The following is an 18,025-nucleotide window of genomic DNA, read 5'->3' as shown; positions in this document are numbered from 1 at the left end:
CTCCGCGACTCGAGCGTCTCCAACTCCCGCACCCTGCGGCACACTTCGGCCTCGTCTTGGCCCTACGGTGACGTCGGTCGGGGCTGCTGTCGTTGCTACGGCACCATTCCGCCAGGTCCAGCCGGGCCCAAAGATTGTGGAGGGTTGGCCTGCGATTGCATGTTAGCCGCATTGAGGGATGCTATCTGCGACCGTTGTACGGCCCTCATCGCCCCAGAGTCAATCTTGCGCAGAACAAAGAGGCCGCCCAATGAAAGCATGCTGGGACCGGCCAACAGCGCAGCCAGCCATGGATATCCTTGTATTCCAACTGATACGGCCCCGGTTAGCATTCCTGAAATCAACATGAATCCAGCGACAAGCCCGAGTAAGTAAAGCCTGTGGGCGCGAACGCTCGTCGCTTCGGCGGCAGCCAGATGCTTATCCATCATGATTCGTTCATGCTCCCGGGCAAGCTCCGGCTCCAGAGCCTTGAGGGCGGCTTCAAGTACCTCGGGAGGGAGCTTCGACCACTCCACGGCAATTTCGAGGCCTGATGCCAGCCGACGCTGTTCACTCATAGCTGCGTTCCCCCATTGTGCGGCCCCACAGAAAGAAAGCCCGAGGTCGAGTCAGGAGGATGTCCTAAGCGCTGAAAGAGCTTATCCAGCCCCCCTGCCAGGTGCGACGCAGCGTCCGCAAATTCAGGCTGATCTGCATAACTCAGAAGCCCCGAAACAGCGCCCAACTCGTCGTCTCCTGTGGGCCGATCAGTCGACGCCGCCTCCCTGACCCCACCACCAAAAGCTTGAAGCGTACTGTAGAACAGAACGTATAGATCATTTGACTCCGTCCGTCTGTAGAGGTGGGCTCTTTTCCATACGGACGCTTCCGGGAGGTTGTCAAAGAATGCCGAAGTAACGGCAATGATGAATCGCGCCTCACTCTCCCGCTGGACTTGGCGAATAATATTCTTGTTGGAAATCGAATGTATGCGATCCAGGGGTCGGAGGGTGAAATCATCGTCCGTGATCAGATCCAGAACGACCAGAAAGCGCGCGTGGCCTGCGGTGGGGAATTCAGTCACCTGCTGTGATCGCAGAACTGCCGACGTGAGCAATTCGTCTTGAAATCTTCCCTGCGCCGTCGTTTCATGCCAGTAAAATTGCGTAGCAATAATGCGACGATCGCCCTTCAGGCCGCGTTCGTTTTTTGTCGCGTACCTCTTTCGGAACCAGTTTGATTCCTTCAGTGCGCTGGATCGAGCAAACCTGGTGTTGCCACTCTCGATTTGCTCTACAAATAACGCAGGCAGAAGCATCTCGGTCACCGCCCCCGTGGCACTTATCGCCCCTTACTGGGCAATGCTCGTCATTGTGGCACGCGGTAGGGATCGGTGTCAGCCGTACCGCCGGATCGCATGGGCAACTCAATTTGATCTAGCTGGATTTACCCTGACAGTTGATCACTGTTTATGAGTTCACCGGCTCTGCGGCCCGGGTGGGCGTGATCGCTTTGCAAGACTTCAAGCGCTTGCCTGCAGATGGGCAAGGCCGGCGCCGACGGCGACTGGGCAGGTCAGTGACCATCGGCTGAAGGGCAACCAGCCCCGTTGACTTCCCTCGCTTGTGTTGGTTGAGTGGCTCATCCACTGAGCCAATGGGAGGGATGGCATGGAGGCACTGCCCCGCGAAACCATCGTCGATGTCCTCGAGGGCCGGCTGCGCGAGGACATCCTCGCGGGGCGCCATCCCGCCGGGAGTTATCTGCCGCCCGAGCGGCAGCTCGCCGACGGGTACGGCGTCACCCGCACCACGCTCAAGCACGCCTTCGGGCGGCTGGTGCAGGCGGGGTTGCTGGAGACCAAGCACGGGGTGGGGACCCGGGTGCGGGACTACGCGCGGCTCGGTGGCGCCGACTTGTTGCCCATGCTGGTGCGGCACAGCCCGGACTGGATCGGGGAGATATTCGAAGTGCGGCGCAGTGTCGGTGCGTTGATCGCCGTGCGGGCCGCCGCGCGGGCGACCGAGCAGCAGCGGGTCGAGTTGCGCGGGCTGTTGGAGGCCGTGCGGCTTGCCGAGGGCGGGGACGGGGTGCAGCTGGCCGACATCGAGGTGCACCGGGCGTTGGCGCGGGCCACCGGGAACCGGGTCTATGCGCTGCTGACCAACACCCTCTTCAACGCGTATCTGCCGGTGCGGGCCGCGCTCGTGGGGCCATTCCTCGACCCCGGTGTGGCGCATGACCGGCTGGAGCCCGTCGTCGAGGCTGTCGCCGCGTGTGACGAGGATGGCGCGCGGCGGGCCGCCGAGGCGTATCTGACCGCTACCGAGCGGATCATGCTGGAGGGGCTCGCGTGAGGGGGCGGGGGACCGACTTCAGGGAGACCATGCTCGGTCACGTCCAGCTCGACGGTGAGGGACGTACCCGCCGCATGCGGCTCGACCTGTGTGTTGCCGCGGACCGGCTCCTGCGGGGCCTCGGCACCACCGAGGCGCGGGCATCCGGGCGGGTCCGCATCGCCGGACAGTGTGACGATCCGGGCGCCGACGGCGAGTTGGAGATATCGCCGATCGCCAGACGGCGTATCCGCTACCGGATTTCCTTCACCGCGGACGGCCGTCGGCTCACCCTCGACGGCTGGAAGTCCGTGTCGCCGCGCAGGCCGGTGAGGTCGATGACCGTGCTGCCTTTCACGCTGTACGAGGACAGCGTCCGGGTCGGTACGGGCACGCTGCGCTTCCCCCTGGCGACCGGGCTCGCGCCGTTCCTCGCCAGTTTCCGCTTTCCGCGGCGCGAGGTGGCGGCTCGGATGATGGCGCCCCGCTGGAACGGCGCGCCCGGTCGGACCGAGGTCTGGTACACCACCGCGACCGATCCGGCGACCGGGACCGGGCTGTGGCTGCACCATGAGCTCACCGCGCCCGCCGACGGGGCCCAGCCGTACGTGCACGGCTGGGCCGCCGTGTTTCCCAAGGACGGGCCGGTGGTGCACGCCCGCTTCGGGCCCGCCAAGTGGACCCGGAACGATCACGGCTTCACGGCGGACGGGGTTTCCGTCGCGTCCGGGCGGTTGACCGGGGCGGCCGGGGCGCTTCGCTGGGACCTCGCCGAAAAGAACCAGGACGCGCCGCTGTTCACCTTCCCCCGCTGGTCCTGGCGGCGGCCCCTGCTGCCCGCCGCGCAGGTCCTTCCCGCCGCGCGTGCGTCGTACGACGGGACGTTCTCCTATGGTGACATGAGCCTGACACTAGACGCCGCGCCCGGTGCCTCCGCGCGCATCTACGGGCACGGCAACGCCCGCCGCTGGGCCTGGCTGCACGCCGATCTCGGCAAGGGGGACGTGCTGGAGATCGTGGCCGCCGTCTCCATGCGGCCGGGGCTGCGACGGCTGCCGCCGCTGGTCTTTCTGCGACTGCGACGGGGCGGCCGCACCTGGCCGCGGCGGGCCGAGCGTACGGCCGTCGGCTGGGCCGGGATCGCGCGGTTCCGTACCGCCGTAGGGCTGTCCACCTGGACGGTGACCGGGCGCGCGGGCCTGCGGCGTATCCGCGTCGAGGTCACCCAGCCCGAGGAGCGGACACTGGCGCTCGACTACACCGACCCCGACGGCTCCCGCGCGATCTGCCGCAACAGCGAAAGCGCCGACGCGCATGTCCTGTTGGAGCGGTGGTGGTGGGGCGGGTGGCGTACGGAGGCCGAGTGGACCCTGTCCGGCACGGCGCACGCGGAGGTGGGCACCCGATGAGTCTCGATGGGCTCGTCGCCGCGCTCATCGCCGATGACGGCACCGCCGACTGGCCCGCGCGCGTGCCGAGGAGGGTGGAGTCCGTCCTCGACTCGATGCCGCTGCCCGCACGGGTCGGCGTACGGGCGGCGGCCGGAGTCCTCGACGCGTACGCCATGGTGCGCACCGGCCGCAGGCTCGCCGCCCTCACCGGCACCGAGCGGGAGGCGGTGCTCGGCTCCCTCGGCGGGCGCCCCGCGCTGCTGCCGCTCCTCGACGTGCTCAAGGTGCCTGTGCTGCTGGCGGCAGGAACCGAGCGGATGCTCCAAGGAGACGTGCAGGCACCCCGGTTGACACGGGAGGATCCCTCGCTCGATTGCACACCCGGGGATGCGTGGGCCGCCCGCTCCACCGCCGACGCCGTCGTCATCGGGTCCGGCGCCGGCGGGGCCATGGCCGCCCGGACGCTCGCCCGCGCCGGGCTCGACGTCGTCGTACTGGAGGAAGGGCAGCATCACTCGACGGCCTCGTTCGGGAGGCGCACCCCACTCGACCGGTTCGCCGAGCTCTACCGGGACGGCGGAGCCACCGTCGCCGTGGGCTCCCCGCCCCTGCTGCTTCCCGTGGGGCGCGCCGTCGGCGGTACCACGGTCGTCAACTCAGGTACCTGCTACCGCACTCCGGACCATGTGCTCCGCCGCTGGACGGGCGACTTCGGGTTCCAACTCGCCGAGCGCTTCGGGCCGTACCTCGACGAGGTCGAGCGCACGCTGCGCGTGGCGCCCCAGCCGCTCGACGTCCTCGGGAACAACGGCCGCCTCGCGCTCGCGGGGGCCGAACGCCTCGGTTGGCGGGCCGCGCCGCTGCGCCGCAACGCGCCCGGCTGCAAGGGCTCCTGTCAGTGCGTGGTCGGCTGCCCCACCGGCGCCAAACAGAGTGTGCAGCTGTCCGTACTGCCCGATGCCTGCGCCGCGGGTGCCCGCATCGTCACCGGTGCACAGGTCCGGCGGATCCTCGTGGACGGCGACTGTCCCGGCGGCCCGCGGGCGGCCGGTGTACGCGTACGGCGCGGGGGCGGAGGCGAGTTCGAGATTCTGGCTCCGCTGGTCGTCGTGGCCGCGGGTGCCCTGCAGTCGCCGCCCCTGCTGCGACGCTCCGGCCTGGGCGGGCATTCACGGCTCGGCCGGAACCTCAGCGTCCACCCCGCGACCAGCGTCGCCGGGCGATTTGCAGAGCCCGTCACCGCCTGGGAGGGAGTCCTGCAGAGCGTGGGCGTGGAGGAGCTGCACGACGGGGGCGTACTGATCGAGGCCACCGCGACGCCGCCCGGGATGGGTTCCTTCGTACTGCCCGGCCTGGGCGGCGAGTTGCGGCGCGAGCTGGAGAACGCCGACCGGCTCGCCACGCTCGGAGCCATGATCGCCGATCGCCCGTCCGGCCGTGTGCTGGGCCGCGAACGGACCCTGCTCCGCTACGACCTGGACCGGCGCGACGCGGACCGGCTGATGCGATCCGTACGTGCCATGGGGCAGCTCCTCTTCGCCGCGGGTGCGGAGGAGGTCCTCACCGGAATTCCTCTCGCGCCCCGCGCCCGCACGCTGGCCGAGCTTGACGACACGCTCCGGCGTGTGACGTCACGGCAGCTGCATCTGTCCGCGTACCACCCCACCGGTACGGTCGCCGCGGGCGCCGATCCGCAGCGCTTCCCGGCCGACGCCGCCGGGCGGCTTCGTGGCGTGCGCGGGGTGCTGGTCGCCGACGGCTCGGTGCTGCCCGGCTGCCCCGAGGTCAATCCGCAGCTCAGCATCATGGCCGCGGCACTGGCGGTCGCCGAAGCTCACCTCGTACGGGAGCGGTAGTCGGCGATCCTCGCGTAGCTGCCCTGACCTGGGGTTTCCTGTTTCTCCTCGGCCCCTGTCACACACTCGCGCCGGCGCGGGTCATACCTGTGATGGCCCACGAACAGCATGAGGAGTACACCATGAACGAAGGCATCAAGACCGTCATCTACCCCGTCAGGGACCTCGCGAAGGCCAAGGCCCTGTTCGCCGAACTCCTCGGGGTGGAGCCGATCATGGACGAGGCCTATTACGTCGGCTACCGGGTCGGGGGCCAGGATGTCGGTCTGGACCCCCACGGCCACAGCAAGGGGATGACGGGCCCGGTCGGCTACTGGCACGTCGACGACATCAGGGCGAGCGTGAAGGCCCTCATCGACGCCGGGGCCGAGGAACAGCAGGAGGTCCAGGACGTCGGTGGCGGCAAGCTGACCGCCGTGGTGAAGGACGCGGACGGCAACATCATCGGGCTTCTCCAGGCCGCCTGAGGCCAAGGGCGGGGACCGGCACGCGGGCGCTCGGCGGTGCCCCGCGCGCCGGTTCCTGGGGTCAGTCGCCCAGGATCTCCAGGTCGAGCAGCGCCAGCTGTTCCGGGTCGGCCAGGATGTCGATGGCGGCGATCCGGCCCTGCCTGATCGTGAAGCCGAAGACGACGCGGGGCTGTCCGCCCGGGGCCCAGACCAGACCGGCGGAGCCGTTGATGAGGGCGGGCTGCGCCGCCTTGGCACGGCCCGCGAAGGTGTGGGCCACGGCCGCCGCGCCGCGGGCCCCGGCCGCGCCCGACAGAACGGCCGCGCTGTCGGCCCGCAGAACGACGTCCGGGTCGAGGAGCGCGAGAAGGGCCTCGAATTCGCCGCCGCGGGAGGCGGCGAGGAAGGCCCCGACGACCTCCCGCTGCCGCGAGACATCGATCTCGGGAGCGGCCGGCGCGCCCTGCACCCGGCGGCGGGCGCGGCTCGCGAGCTGCCGGGTCGCGGCCGTGGAGCGCTCCACGATCGGTGCGATCTCCTCGAAGGGCACGGCGAACATGTCGTGCAGTACGAAGGCGAGCCGTTCGGCGGGGGTGAGGGTGTCGAGGACCACCAGCAGGGCCAGGCCGACCGAGTCGGCGAGCACCGCCTGATGTTCGGGGTCGGCGGTGTCCTGGTGGCCGACGGCCGGTTCGGGCCCCTCGGCGTCCCAGGGGTCCTCGCGCCGCGTCTCGCGCGAGCGCAGCATGTTCAGGGACACCCGCGCGACGACGGTCGTGAGCCAGCCGCCGAGGTTCTCCACGTCGCCGGTGTCGGACCGGCTCAGGCGCAGCCACGCCTCCTGAACCGCGTCCTCGGCCTCGCCGGTCGAGCCGAGCATCCGGTACGCCACGGCCCGCAGCCGGGCACGGTGCTTCTCGAAGCGCTCCGCCAGAAACTCGTTCTCGTCCATCGGGCGCATTCCTCCGGTCATGTTCCTCAGGCCACGGTCCTGGGGTCACATTCCTGCGGTCACATTCCTCTGTTGCGATGTGTCATAGGAGTGACCCACGAGACCGAGCCGACGTGACACGCGATGGGCAATCATGGCGCGAAAGGAGGACCGATGACCGGCATTGAGTATGTGCTGCGGCCGATCGGCCGGGTCGAGTCACCGTTGGTGGACCTCGACAAGGCGCCGAAGCAGGGTGACGAGGGGGCGCCGGACGCCTGGCTGGTGTTCGAGCCGGGCGTGCGCGAAGGGCTGCGCGACCTGGCGGCGGGATCCGAGGTCATGGTGCTCACCTGGCTCGACCGCGCGAGCCGCGACGTCCTGGTGGTGCACCCGCGCGGCGTCGCGGCACGGCCGGAGACGGGTGTGTTCTCCACGCGTTCCCCCGCCCGCCCGAATCCGATCGGGCTGCACAGGGTGCGAATCCTGTCCATCGAGGGCATGAGGGTGTGCGTGCAGAACCTGGAGGCGCTGGACGGCACGCCTGTGCTCGATGTGAAGCCCGTACTCGACGAAGGAGTTGAACGGTGATGGCCCCGCTGCCCCGCACCCCGAAAGAGCGCAAGCAGGACACGCTGGACCGGCTGGAGAAGGACACCGACGCATGGGTCGCCACGGCCGACGCGGAAAGCGGTACGCCGTACATGGTGCCGCTGTCCTTCCTGTGGGACGGCGAGACCCTGCTGGTGGCGACACCGGCGTCCAGTCCGACCGGCCGGAATCTGCGGGCCACCGGACGGGTCCGCCTCGGCATCGGAGAGACCCGCGATGTCGTCCTCGTGGAGGGGGAGGCCGACACGCTGACGGCCGACGGGCTCGGGGAGGGCGTCGGCGACGCCTTCGCGGCCAGGACCGGCTTCGACCCGCGCCAACTCGTCGGCCCGTACCTCTACTTCCGGATCCGTCCGCGACGGGTCCAGGCCTGGCGCGAGGCCAATGAGCTGGACGGCCGTGAGCTGATGCGGGAGGGGCGCTGGCTGGTCGACTGACGGATCCCTGGTCGGCGAACCGGTCGGGCGGCATACGGCTTGCTGCGGACCCGGCCGCGGCGGCGACACTCCCCCGAGTGTGGCTGGCCACGCCGAGCACCACCAGGGCCGGATCCGATGCACCGATCCAAACAGTCACCCCCAACAGATCGCTAACATGTGGCCAACGCTTGGCTCAATGACGCCCTGGGAAGGCGCCTGTGACTGGTGGGGAGGGACGCGGATGCGGTTCGGGCTGCTCGGCCCCCCGGCCGTGCACGGCTCCGCCGGTGAGCTGCGCCCCCTGCGCAGCGCCAAGGCCCGTGCCCTGCTCACCGCGCTGCTGCTGCGTGCCAATCGCGTCGTTCCCGTCGACGAGCTCAAGGCCGCCCTCTGGGGTGACGAACCGCCCGCCTCCGCCCACGCCTCCCTGCACAACCATGTGACCCGGCTGCGCCGGCTGCTTGCCGAGAACGACCGGCTGCGGGCCGTGCCGCCCGGCTATCTGCTGCGGGTCGAGCCGGGCGAGCTGGACACCGAGGTCTTCGAGGAGCAGGTGCGCACCGCCCGGGCCGCGCACGGCCGCGGGGACTGGGAGGCCGTCGCCGAGGCCGCCCGTGCCGGGCTCGCGCTGTGGCGCGGCGCCCCGCTGGCCGGGCTCTACGACCCCGACGAGGGCCCGCCCGCCCTCGCCCAGCGGCTGCGGGAGTCACGGCTGCTGATGCTGGAGTGGCGGTACGACGCCGATCTCGAGCTCGGCCGCCATGACGGGCTCGGGCCCGAACTGGCCGCACTGATCGCGGAGTTCCCCCTGCGTGAGGCATTCCACCGGCAGCTGATGCTGGTCCTGCACCGTACGGGCCGGCAGGCCGAGGCGCTCGCCGCGTACCGGTCGCTGCGCGCCACGCTCGTGGAGGAGTTGGGCGTCGACCCGGGCCCGGCCGTGCAGGAGGCCCACCAGGAGGTGCTCCGTACTCCCGCCGCCGGAGTCGAGTCCCGGCCGCCGCGCCCCGCCCAACTGCCGCCCGCACCCGCTCACTTCACCGGGCGCGACGCGCTCGTCGCCGACCTCTGCAAGGCGCTGACCAGCCCGGGCGAGGGTCCCGCCGTGGTCTCCGGCATGGCCGGAGTCGGCAAGTCCGCGCTCGCGGTGCATGTCGCCCACGCGCTGCGCGATCAGTTCCCCGACGGGCAGCTGTACTTCAACCTGCACGGTGCCACCCCCGGCGTGACCCCGCTCGAACCGGGCCAGGCGCTCTCCGGGCTGCTGCGCGACCTCGGCGTCGACCCCCGTCAGGTGCCCGACCACATGGACGCGGCATCCGCCCTGCTCCGGTCCACCCTCGCGCCGACCCGGACTCTTCTCCTGCTCGACGACGCGGCCTCCGCCGCGCAGGTGCGACCGCTGCTGCCCGCCGGGCCCGGCTGCGCGGTCGTCGTCACCAGCCGTTCCCCGCTGACCGCGCTCGACGGCGCGGCCCGCTTCCCGCTCGCGCCACTGTCCGCCGAGGACAGCGGGATGCTGCTGCGGGCGGTCTCGGGCCGCGGCCTCGACGAGGGCCTGGAGCGGCTGGTCGAACGCCGCGGCCGGCTGCCCCTCGCGCTGCGCGTCGTCGCCGCCCGCCTCGCCGCCCGCCGTGCCCTCACCCCTCACGTACTCGCCGGTCTCCTCGACGCCGAGGCCGGCCGGCTCGACCACCTCGAGTACGACGACCTGAGCGTGCGCGGCTCACTCGCCGTCGCGTACGACGGCCTCGACGCGGACGCGGCGCTCGCGCTGCGCCGCCTCGGCGCGGTGGACCTGCCCGAGTACGGCGCGCCCGCCGTCGCCCGGCTGATGGACAGCGACGAGCGGCGTGCCGCGGGAGCCCTCGACCGGCTCGTCGATGTGGCGCTGCTCGAAGAGGTCTCGTACGGACGCTTCGTCCCGCACGACCTCGTACGGGACTTCGCCCGCGAACTCGCCGAACGGGACGACGGCCGGCAGCGGGCGGCCGACCGCGTCCTGCGCTGGTACGCCGAGGCCGCCCGCCAGACGGGCGTGGCCCTCCTCCCGCGCGGCCCCGAGGCGGAGCTCCGGCTGCCTGAGCCGATTGGTGAGGCGGCCCCCTTCGACACCCCCGAAGCGGCCCTGGCCTGGGGCGATCTCGAACTGGTCAATCTGGTCGCGCTCACCGAGCGGTACGCCGCCGCCTCCAGGACGGTGCTGCTGCTCGTACGGTCCTGCTTCACCTATCTCCAGCACCGCGGCAGGCCCCAGGAGCTGGCTGCCCTCAACCGCGTCGCCCTGGACGCCGCCCGTGCCTCCGGCGACCCCGAGACCGAGGCGCACGCCCTGAGCGACCTGGCCGGGATGAACTTCCTCACCGGCAGGCCCGAACGGGCCCTGCCGCTGAACGAGGAGGCGATCGCCGTCTGGCGCGCGCTCGGCAACGAACGCCGTCTGCAGCGCGGCCTCGGCAACCGCGGCATGCTGCTGGAGAGCCTGGGCCGCCACAAGGAGGCCGCCGAGGCACTGGAATCCAGCCTGGAGCTCGCCCGCAGGCTCGGCGACGCGCACGCCGAGGCGATCGTGCTGAGCCATCTGGGCAATCTGCACGAGCACAGTGACGCCCGTGCGGCCATCGCGTACCACGAGCGCAGCCTCGAAGCCGGGGTGCGTCTCGCGAGCGACATGCTCCAGGAGACCGCTCACTGCAATATCGGCTACGCCTACCTCACCCTCGGCGAACCGGCCTCGGCCGCCGCGCACTTCGACGAGAGCCTGCGCATCCTCGGCGACGACGGCCACTGGCACGGCCAGTCCCAGACCCGCGTCGGCCGGGTCCGCGCACTGCGGGGCCTCGGCCGCACCGGGGAGGCCGCCCGCGAGTGCGCCCTCCTGCTGGAACGCGCCGAGTCGCGCACCGACGCCTACATGGTGGGGCTGGCACGGCACCAGCGCGGTCTGCTTCTCCAGTCCGAGGGGCGCGAGGACGAGGCGCGTGAGCAGTGGCGGCTGGCGGTCGCGACGCTGGAGGCGTTCGACGGGGCGTACGAGTCGACGCTGGGCGAGCTGCGGGAACTGCTGGCCGCTCGCTGACCGCCTGAGCGTTTCCTGTGAAACATTCCCTCGGTGCCACCGCGTCGATGAGACGAAGGGGTGAGAGACCCCGCTCGACACAACGGTGATGAACGGGGAGGGCATGAGACAGTCCCGCGCGGACGAGTTCATGGAATTCGCAGCCGGTCGCACAGGCCATCTCTTTCGCTCCGCATGCCTGCTCACCAGCGGCGACACCCAGGCGAAACTGCGGGCCGTGCTGGGCACGAGCCTGGCCGAGTTCGTCGCGCCGTGACCCGATCCGACCCGATCCGACCCGAGCAATCCCCCGGACTTACCCAGAACTGGTGGTTCCCCATGTCTTTCGAGGACGAACTCGGCGAGGCGCTGCGCCGTATCGGCAACACCTTCGACAGCGACCAGCAGACTCTGCTCACGTCGGGCCTGGAACGCGGCCGCCGGACGGTCCGTCGCAGACGCGTCCTCGCGGTCACGGCGACCGTGGTGGCCCTGGCGCTGATGGGTTCGGGTGCCTACGCGGGCGGACTGCTCGACGACTCCGCGGTACCGAGGTCGCCAAGGAGGCACCCTCGGTGGACAGCGGCCGGGTCTTCGAGATCTGGAAGAAGCTGGTCCCGACGGGGACGTTCAGCCAGGAGCGGGTGCTGCCGCGGAAGGCGGGGGAGTACGCGCATGTGTCGTTCGTGTACGACGACGGCAAGGGGGCGGGTCTTGTCGAGTTCCGGATGGGCAGGGCGGACCTGCGGGCGGGCGCGGCGGGCTGCGAGCCCGCGGACCAGAAGTGCCACGCCGACACGCTGTCGGACGGCGGTCGGATGCTGAGCGTGGCGAGTCACGCGGCCCCCTACACCACGACCGAGACCAAGTCCGATCGGTGGCAGATCATCACGCCCGAAGGCTTCTTCGTCGAGGCCACCGTCTGGAACACCCCCGATCCCAAGCTGGCCACAGGCACCCGCAAGGTGCCGGTCCTCAACTACGACCTGTACCGGCTCAACGCGAACGAGTGGCGCAACGAGCTGAAGAAGTTCCCGCTGCCCGATCCGCTCGAGGGCGAGCCCCCGCTCGATCCATCCTTCGTCACTCCCACCGGAAGGATCTCGGGCGGCGAGCTGCTCGGCACGTTCAAGGGGCTTCTTCCAAAGGGCACGTTCAGCCAGGAGCAGGGCCGGGGCACGGCCGATCAGCTCGGCCCGAGGGCATCCTTCGTGTATGACGACGGCAAGGGCAGGGCGTTCCTCTCCGCCGAGCTGTACCGCGTCGACCCCCATGGCTTCACCACGCGGCAGCGCATCTCGTGCCGCCCGGTGTCCTACTGCACCGCCACCAAGACGGCCGACGGCTCCAAGGTGAGGGTGTACAAGGAGGAATACGAAAGACTCGGCAACCATCTGAAATTCTGGACCGCCACCCATCTCTCCCCGCAGGGGCACATGGTCGAGGTCTCCGCATGGAACACCACGACCCGGGAGGGCGCCGAGGCCACCCGGGACACACCGCCTCTCACCGTTGGGCAGTTGCAGGCCCTGGTGTCGTCCCCGAAGTGGCAGCCCGCCCTCGACGAATTGCCCGCAGCGCCCGACGAGAAGACCGGCGGCTCCACCCTGCCCAACGAGGAATCCCGCAGGCATCTGGACAACCTCAATGGAACCCACCGGGCGATGAAGGAAGGGCGCGTCAAGGCGTGCGGCAGCGGGTGCTGGTCGCAGATCACCGTCAACCACGATGGCCTGGGCCCCGGAATCATCCAGGTCCGCCTCGACGCGAAGAAGGTGAACACAGGCACGGAACCGCGTCTCAGTATCCGGCAGGAGCAGGTGAAGGGCGGCGGCAAGGGCGTGATCCGCTGGATCGTCACGGCCAGTCAGCCGGGTGGCCGCGAGGTGACCGTCACCGCCTACAACGCACCCGCACCGGACGCCGACGCCACGCGCACCAGCCCTCCGGTCAATGTGCCCATGCTCAAGGCCATCGCGCTGGACCCCGAGTGGGACAACGCGGTCTTCCTCAGGATGGCCGAGGAGACGCTTCCCACCGGCTGACTCACTTCGCGTCGGCGTAGCACTCAACAACCGCCGTCGTGAACGGAAACCGCACCGGAGTCTCCCCGAAGGCGATCCGCCCGGCCAGCTCCCCGGCCGCGCGGATCGCCCGCGCGACCTCGTCCGCCTCCTCGGCCGGGCAGTGCACGATCACCTCGTCGTGCTGGAAGAAGACCAGCTCCGCGCGCATGCCCGCCGTCGCCTGCCGCAGCGCGGCCAGAAGCAGCAGCGCCCAGTCCGCCGCGCTGCCCTGCACCACGAAGTTACGGGTGAAACGGCCCCGCGCCCGGGCGTTGGACGACGCGTAGCCGGGCGTGAACCCGCCTTCCTGGGGCGGAAGTTCTCCCTGGGGCGGGAGTTCCTCCTGCGGGATGCCCGCCTCGTCGTCCTCGCCCGACCCCGCCGCTCGCGGGCTGGTGCGGCCCAGCCAGGTGCGTACCAGACGGCCTTCCTCGCCCGCCCGCGCCGCCTCGTCCACGTACGAGACGGCTAGCGGGAATCTGCGCCGCAGCATCGCCAGGTTCTTCAGGCCGTCGCCCGACGTCTGGCCGTAGATCGCGCCCAGCAGCGCGACCTTGGCGTGGTCGCGGTCGCCGGAGAAGGCCCGGTCCGACAGGGCCTTGTACAGATCGCCCTCGTGGCCCGCGACCTCCATCAGGCCCCGGTCGCGCGAGATCGCGGCCAGCACCCGCGGCTCCATCTGGTCGGCGTCGGCGACCACCAGACGCCAGCCCTCGTCCGCGACCACCGCGCGGCGGATCACCTTCGGTATCTGAAGTGCCCCGCCGCCGTTGGTCGTCCAGCGGCCCGAGACCGTGCCGCCGGGCAGATACTCGGGCCAAAAGCGCCCGTCCCGGACCCAGTCCTGGAGCCAGCTCCAGCCGTGCGCCGTCCAGATCCGGTACAGCTTCTTGTACTGGATCAGGGGCTTCACCGCCGGGTGGTCGATCTCCTCCAGCTCCCAGCGGCGGGTCGACTTCACCTTGATACCGGCCTGGGCGAACGCCTTCACCACGTCCGCGGGCAGATCGGGGCGCACCCGGCGTCCGAACGCCTCCGACACTTCGTCCGCCAGCTCCGCGAGACGGCGCGGCTCGCCCCCACCCGCGTACCGCTCGCCCAGCAGCTCGTGCAGCACTTGGCGGTGGACGTCCGCGCGCCACGGCAGCCCCGCGCGGTTCATCTCCGAGGCCACCAGCATCCCCGCCGACTCCGCGGCCGTCAGCAGCCGCATCCGCCCGGGGTGCTCGGCGGCGTCGTGTCTTCGCTGCTGATCGGCGTAGACATCGAGCAGGGCCTCGAGCGGTACGGGCACGGGCTGCGGCTCGAAGAGCGAGGACTGCGAGCCCGGTTCGGCCCCGCGCTGCGGCGGATCGGGCGGTACGGGGCTGTTCCGCAGCCTGGCCCAGGCAGCCGCCGCCGACCGGGGCTCCCCGAGGCGTCCTTCGTGGCCGAGCAGCAACAGCTCCGCGTCCTCGATGTCGTAACACCGCTCGACGCGCACGCCGGCCGCCAGCAGGCGTGGATAGATCTCGGCGGTGGAGCGCCAGACCCACCGGCCCACGTCCGGCCGGGAGCGGACGGCCCCGACCAGATCGGGCTCCTCCTGGATAGGCCCGGCGGGCAGCCCGTCGGAGCCGAGGGGGACGAGCCGCGCCCCGTCGCCCTCCGCAGCCGCCAGAGCCCATCGTTCGCCCATGGGTTCGAGTGTGGCAGCCGCCACTGACAACCGCCGGGTCCGACAGCTACGCCACGGCGTGGAACAGCGCCGATGCCTCGCCCCGGGACGCTACCCCCAGCTTGGCCAGGATGTTCGCGACATGGAACTTCACCGTCGACTCGCTGATGTGCAGCTCCTGCGCGATCACGCGGTTGCGGTGTCCGCGGGCCAGACGCGTCAGCACCTCCAGCTCACGCGCCCCCAGCGAGCCGAGCGGATCGGTCGGCATGGGCTGGGGCGTCCCCAGCGGGAACGTCGCCGTGATCGTCGTGCCCCAGCCCGGCACCGCGTCCACGTCCAGCCGCCCGCCCAGCGCGTCGAGCCGCTCCCCGACCCGGTGCGCGCCGAGCGCGCACGAGGTGAGCTCGCCGGGGCCGTCGTCCCGTACCGTCACCCGCAGCTCGGTCTCGGTCAGATGCCATCCGACATGGATCCGGCCGAGCCGGTCCTGTTCGAGGACGGTCAGCAGCAGGGCCCGTGCGACCGCGCGCGCCGCGTGCGCCACATCGGCGGCCAGCGGCCGGGCGGTGTCCGGCGCACCCAGCTCGAGACGGACCGGGCTGTAGCGCAGCATCGGCCGCAGCGAGTCCGCGAGCCGGGCGAAGGCCTGACCGGCGGGCTCCTCGGCGACCGCCTGGTCCCGTTCCCGTTCGGTCCGCAGCTCCACCAGTGCGGTGACGGAGAGGTCGACGGCGGCGGCGCGGGCGGCGCTGTCGTCGAGACCCCGGCTGCGCAACACTCCGAGCAGCCCCGACAGCGCGGTCGCATGAGTCTCGGTCAGCTCGGCGATCACCCTGGCCCGTTCGCCGGCCGAGGCCCGCGACTGGGCCAGCGCGCCCGGCACCGCTTCGGTGGCGAGCCGGTCGAAGTGGCTGGTCACCAGGTCCCACATGGCCTGTACGACGGCGGTGTCGGCTGCGGCGATGACGCTGTCCGCACTCCGTACGAGCACGAGCAGGGCCCCTCGCGCGGTCGCGTCGCTGGCCACCGCGAGTACCGGGTACTCCGTCCCGCCGAGCTGCACCGTGCCCTGCCAGGGCTGTCCGGCGGGCACCGACGCGACCAGCGGATGCAGGTCGGCGGCGGTGATCCGGCCGGCCGGTGAACCGCTGTCGCCGTGCGTTTTGAACGGTGAGTGCGCGCAGTGCGTGGACAGCTCGGCCGCGGCCAGATGCGGGACGAGCCCGTGCAGGGTCGCGGACAACCGGGGCAGGATTTCGCCCAGCGGCTGCCGGATCACCTCGTATGCGGCGGCCAGGACGGGCCCGGCGGGCGTGGATCCGGTGAGTTCCATGACGGCCAGCGTACGACCGCGGGCGGCGCGGGCGGCTGTCCCTTCGGCCAGGTCGAACCGTCCGAAAGGCGGGCCGGGTATGGCTCGCCGGGGATCGAAGGTTGAACCCGGCGGAAGGAGCCAGACATGGAAGCGATCGTCTTCGAAGAGTTCGGCGGACCCGAGGTGCTGCGCCTCACCGAGGCCGCGGAGCCGCACCCCGGACCGGGACAGGTGCGGGTGAGGGTCAGGGCCGCGGGCGTCAACCCGGCTGACTACAAGATCCGTTACGGCTGGATGCAGGAGGTCTTCCCGACGTCGCTGCCCGCGACTCCGGGTCTGGAGTTCGCCGGGATCGTCGACGAGGTCGGCGAGGGTGTGACCGGCGCGGCCGTCGGCGACGAGGTCCTGGGGTGGACCGTCACCGGGGCGTACGCCCAGTACGCCCTGGCCGAGTCGTTCGCCCCCAAGCCTGCCGGGCTCGACTGGGCGGAGGCGGCGGCCCTGCCCGTCGCGACCGAGACCGCCCAGCGGGTGCTCGACCTGCTCGGGGTGCAGGCGGGCGAGACCCTGCTGCTGCACGGTGCCGCGGGCGCGGTCGGCGCGGCCGCCACCCAGCTCGCGGTGGCGGCGGGCGTGACGGTCGTCGGCACGGCCTCTCCGGCCGGTCACGACTATCTGCGGGAGCTGGGCGCGACCCCGGTGGCGTACGGAGACGGTCTTGCCGAGCGGGTGCGCGCGGTGGCTCCCCAGGGTGTGGACGCCGTGTTCGACGCGGCGGGCAAGGGTGTGCTGCCGCTCTCCATCGAACTGCGCGGGGGAACGACCGAGCGGATCGTCACCATCGCGGACCCGGAGGCGCAGGCGCACGGGGTGGCGTTCTCGGGGGGCGGCACGGAGCGGCCCGAGATCGCGCTCGCGGACCATGCCCGACTGGCGGCCGACGGCCGGCTACGGATTCCGGTGGTGGAGGTCTTCCCGCTGGCCGAGGCGGCGAAGGCGCAGGCGCTGAGCGAGACGGGCCATGTGCGGGGGAAGCTGGTGGTCACCCCGTAGCGGGTGTCCTTCGCGACCACCGGTCCCACGATCTCCCTGTCGGTCGGCCTCTCTAGGATCGAGCGAGTTGTTCGAGCTGAACCAGGGGTGGGGAATCGTGGTACGAGGTCAAGGTCGAGGTCAAAGACGCGTTGTGGGCGCGGGACTGGTCTCCGCGACGCTGCTGATGGGGGTGCTGAGCGGTTGCTCGTCGGAGCCGAAGCCGGACCGGTCGGCGGGCGCCGCGAAGGGCACGGCGAAAGACGGGACGGAAGACGGGGCGAAGGGCACGGCGAAGACCGAGACGCCGGCCGCGGCCAAGGGCGGCACGGTCGGGGGCGCGGGCTCGCCGTGCGCCCTGCCCGTCTCGTTCGACCTCGCCGCCGACTGGAATCCGAAGGCGGTCAAGGACGACCCCACCTTCGGGCTGACCAAGCAGGGCCCCGTGACGCTCGTCTGCGAGATCGACGCGAAGCCCGCCGGGCACATCGGCTTCATCCGCGTCTGGACCGGGGACGCCGGTGCCGACGACCCGCGCAAGGCGCTCGAAGCCTTTGTCGCCGAGGAGGCGGAGAGCCGGTCCAAGGTCGTGTACTCACAGACGAAGGCGGGCGAGTACGCGGCGGCCGAGGTGAACTACCTCAACACCAACGAGTTCCTGGACGAGCCCAAGAAGGAGCGGGCGCTCGCCTTCACCACGGGAAAGAGCGTGGTCGTCGTGCATCTGGGCGGACTGGACTCCGAGGAGCACGAGGCGATGCTCCCGGCGTACGAACTGGCGAAGAAGAGCGTCCGCAACGTGTGACGCAGGGGGCGCGTCGTGGGGGGGGCCCCCCCCCCCCGGGGGGGGGGGGGGCCCCCCCACCCCCCGCGGGGGGGGGGGGGGGGGGGGACACACCCCCCCCCCCCGCCCCCCCG

The 18,025-nt window shown here is 71.1% G+C and carries 15 protein-coding genes and 1 pseudogene; 11 read left to right on the top strand and 5 right to left on the bottom strand.

Features of this window, described 5'->3' with window-relative positions; genetic code table 11:
• Window positions 1-95: 95 nt before the first annotated feature.
• Both ACI2LP_RS30600 and ACI2LP_RS30595 read right to left on the bottom strand, forming a co-directional pair.
• Window positions 96-560: a hypothetical protein gene (locus ACI2LP_RS30600; protein ID WP_404727775.1), complete on the bottom strand. Its 465-nt coding sequence runs from the start codon at window positions 558-560 to the stop codon at window positions 96-98.
• Entirely contained in the window at window positions 557-1,309 is a 753-nt protein-coding gene (locus ACI2LP_RS30595) for a hypothetical protein (RefSeq protein ID WP_404727774.1), read from the bottom strand. The genes ACI2LP_RS30600 and ACI2LP_RS30595 overlap by 4 nt, the downstream gene beginning before the upstream one ends.
• Before the next feature lie 343 nt (window positions 1,310-1,652).
• Here ACI2LP_RS30595 and ACI2LP_RS30590 point away from each other — a divergent pair, with 343 nt between their 5' ends.
• From ACI2LP_RS30590 to ACI2LP_RS30575, 4 genes are all read left to right on the top strand, one after another.
• Window positions 1,653-2,339, top strand: a complete 687-nt coding sequence (locus tag ACI2LP_RS30590) for a FadR/GntR family transcriptional regulator (RefSeq protein WP_404727773.1) — start codon at window positions 1,653-1,655, stop codon at window positions 2,337-2,339.
• A 29-nt stretch (window positions 2,340-2,368) separates the two neighbouring features.
• Window positions 2,369-3,727, top strand: coding sequence for a hypothetical protein (locus tag ACI2LP_RS30585; protein ID WP_404727772.1), 1,359 nt, complete (start codon window positions 2,369-2,371; stop codon window positions 3,725-3,727).
• On the top strand, window positions 3,724-5,565 hold the full coding sequence (locus ACI2LP_RS30580; RefSeq protein ID WP_404727771.1) for a GMC family oxidoreductase N-terminal domain-containing protein: 1,842 nt from the start codon (window positions 3,724-3,726) through the stop codon (window positions 5,563-5,565). Before ACI2LP_RS30585 ends, ACI2LP_RS30580 begins: the two co-directional genes overlap by 4 nt.
• 122 nt (window positions 5,566-5,687) lie before the next feature.
• Window positions 5,688-6,032, top strand: a complete 345-nt coding sequence (locus tag ACI2LP_RS30575) for a VOC family protein (RefSeq protein WP_404727770.1) — start codon at window positions 5,688-5,690, stop codon at window positions 6,030-6,032.
• Window positions 6,033-6,093: 61 nt separating this feature from the next.
• On the opposite strand, the gene ACI2LP_RS30570 is transcribed toward ACI2LP_RS30575, so the two are convergent.
• Window positions 6,094-6,966: a sigma-70 family RNA polymerase sigma factor gene (locus ACI2LP_RS30570; RefSeq protein ID WP_404727769.1), complete on the bottom strand. Its 873-nt coding sequence runs from the start codon at window positions 6,964-6,966 to the stop codon at window positions 6,094-6,096.
• 153 nt (window positions 6,967-7,119) lie between these two features.
• Between ACI2LP_RS30570 and tsaA the strand changes: the two genes are divergently transcribed.
• The 5 genes and pseudogenes from tsaA (at window position 7,120) to ACI2LP_RS30545 (ending at window position 13,079) form a co-directional block, all read left to right on the top strand.
• A complete protein-coding gene (tsaA, locus tag ACI2LP_RS30565; RefSeq protein WP_404727768.1) occupies window positions 7,120-7,536 on the top strand; it encodes a tRNA (N6-threonylcarbamoyladenosine(37)-N6)-methyltransferase TrmO in 417 nt (138 codons plus the stop codon).
• Window positions 7,536-7,994, top strand: a complete 459-nt coding sequence (locus tag ACI2LP_RS30560) for a pyridoxamine 5'-phosphate oxidase family protein (RefSeq protein ID WP_404727767.1) — start codon at window positions 7,536-7,538, stop codon at window positions 7,992-7,994. Before tsaA ends, ACI2LP_RS30560 begins: the two co-directional genes overlap by 1 nt.
• Before the next feature lie 178 nt (window positions 7,995-8,172).
• Window positions 8,173-11,055 carry a BTAD domain-containing putative transcriptional regulator gene (locus tag ACI2LP_RS30555; RefSeq protein WP_404727766.1) on the top strand — a complete coding sequence of 961 codons (2,883 nt, stop codon included), beginning with the start codon at window positions 8,173-8,175 and terminating at the stop codon, window positions 11,053-11,055.
• Window positions 11,056-11,158: 103 nt separating this feature from the next.
• Window positions 11,159-11,254: pseudogene (locus ACI2LP_RS30550) on the top strand (SigE family RNA polymerase sigma factor); the annotation flags it as partial.
• Window positions 11,255-11,609: 355 nt separating this feature from the next.
• A complete protein-coding gene (locus ACI2LP_RS30545) occupies window positions 11,610-13,079 on the top strand; it encodes a hypothetical protein (protein WP_404727765.1) in 1,470 nt (489 codons plus the stop codon).
• Between the two features lies 1 nt (window position 13,080).
• On the opposite strand, the gene ACI2LP_RS30540 is transcribed toward ACI2LP_RS30545, so the two are convergent.
• Complete coding sequence (locus ACI2LP_RS30540) at window positions 13,081-14,778, bottom strand: bifunctional 3'-5' exonuclease/DNA polymerase (RefSeq protein WP_404727764.1); 1,698 nt, start codon at window positions 14,776-14,778, stop codon at window positions 13,081-13,083.
• Between the two features lie 46 nt (window positions 14,779-14,824).
• Window positions 14,825-16,093, bottom strand: coding sequence for a LuxR C-terminal-related transcriptional regulator (locus ACI2LP_RS30535; protein ID WP_404727763.1), 1,269 nt, complete (start codon window positions 16,091-16,093; stop codon window positions 14,825-14,827).
• A gap of 126 nt (window positions 16,094-16,219) precedes the next feature.
• Between ACI2LP_RS30535 and ACI2LP_RS30530 the strand changes: the two genes are divergently transcribed.
• Both ACI2LP_RS30530 and ACI2LP_RS30525 read left to right on the top strand, forming a co-directional pair.
• Entirely contained in the window at window positions 16,220-17,128 is a 909-nt protein-coding gene (locus ACI2LP_RS30530; RefSeq protein WP_404727762.1) for an NADP-dependent oxidoreductase, read from the top strand.
• A 133-nt stretch (window positions 17,129-17,261) separates the two neighbouring features.
• Window positions 17,262-17,912, top strand: a complete 651-nt coding sequence (locus tag ACI2LP_RS30525; RefSeq protein WP_404727761.1) for a lipoprotein — start codon at window positions 17,262-17,264, stop codon at window positions 17,910-17,912.
• Window positions 17,913-18,025: the final 113 nt, after the last annotated feature.

The organism is Streptomyces sp. NPDC019890, from assembly GCF_044903445.1.
Classification (GTDB): domain Bacteria; phylum Actinomycetota; class Actinomycetes; order Streptomycetales; family Streptomycetaceae; genus Streptomyces.
This window is presented reverse-complemented; position numbering and strand designations above follow the sequence as displayed.

Coding starts and splice junctions, on each gene's coding strand:
- tsaA (WP_404727768.1), top strand. CDS start 7,120: ATGACCGGCATTGAGTATGTGCTGCGGCCGATCGGCCGGGTCGAGTCA.
- ACI2LP_RS30580 (WP_404727771.1), top strand. CDS start 3,724: ATGAGTCTCGATGGGCTCGTCGCCGCGCTCATCGCCGATGACGGCACC.
- ACI2LP_RS30560 (WP_404727767.1), top strand. CDS start 7,536: ATGGCCCCGCTGCCCCGCACCCCGAAAGAGCGCAAGCAGGACACGCTG.
- ACI2LP_RS30540 (WP_404727764.1), bottom strand. CDS start 14,778: ATGGGCGAACGATGGGCTCTGGCGGCTGCGGAGGGCGACGGGGCGCGG.
- ACI2LP_RS30555 (WP_404727766.1), top strand. CDS start 8,173: ATGACGCCCTGGGAAGGCGCCTGTGACTGGTGGGGAGGGACGCGGATG.
- ACI2LP_RS30570 (WP_404727769.1), bottom strand. CDS start 6,966: ATGGACGAGAACGAGTTTCTGGCGGAGCGCTTCGAGAAGCACCGTGCC.
- ACI2LP_RS30530 (WP_404727762.1), top strand. CDS start 16,220: ATGGAAGCGATCGTCTTCGAAGAGTTCGGCGGACCCGAGGTGCTGCGC.
- ACI2LP_RS30535 (WP_404727763.1), bottom strand. CDS start 16,093: ATGGAACTCACCGGATCCACGCCCGCCGGGCCCGTCCTGGCCGCCGCA.
- ACI2LP_RS30590 (WP_404727773.1), top strand. CDS start 1,653: ATGGAGGCACTGCCCCGCGAAACCATCGTCGATGTCCTCGAGGGCCGG.
- ACI2LP_RS30600 (WP_404727775.1), bottom strand. CDS start 560: ATGAGTGAACAGCGTCGGCTGGCATCAGGCCTCGAAATTGCCGTGGAG.
- ACI2LP_RS30585 (WP_404727772.1), top strand. CDS start 2,369: ATGCTCGGTCACGTCCAGCTCGACGGTGAGGGACGTACCCGCCGCATG.
- ACI2LP_RS30575 (WP_404727770.1), top strand. CDS start 5,688: ATGAACGAAGGCATCAAGACCGTCATCTACCCCGTCAGGGACCTCGCG.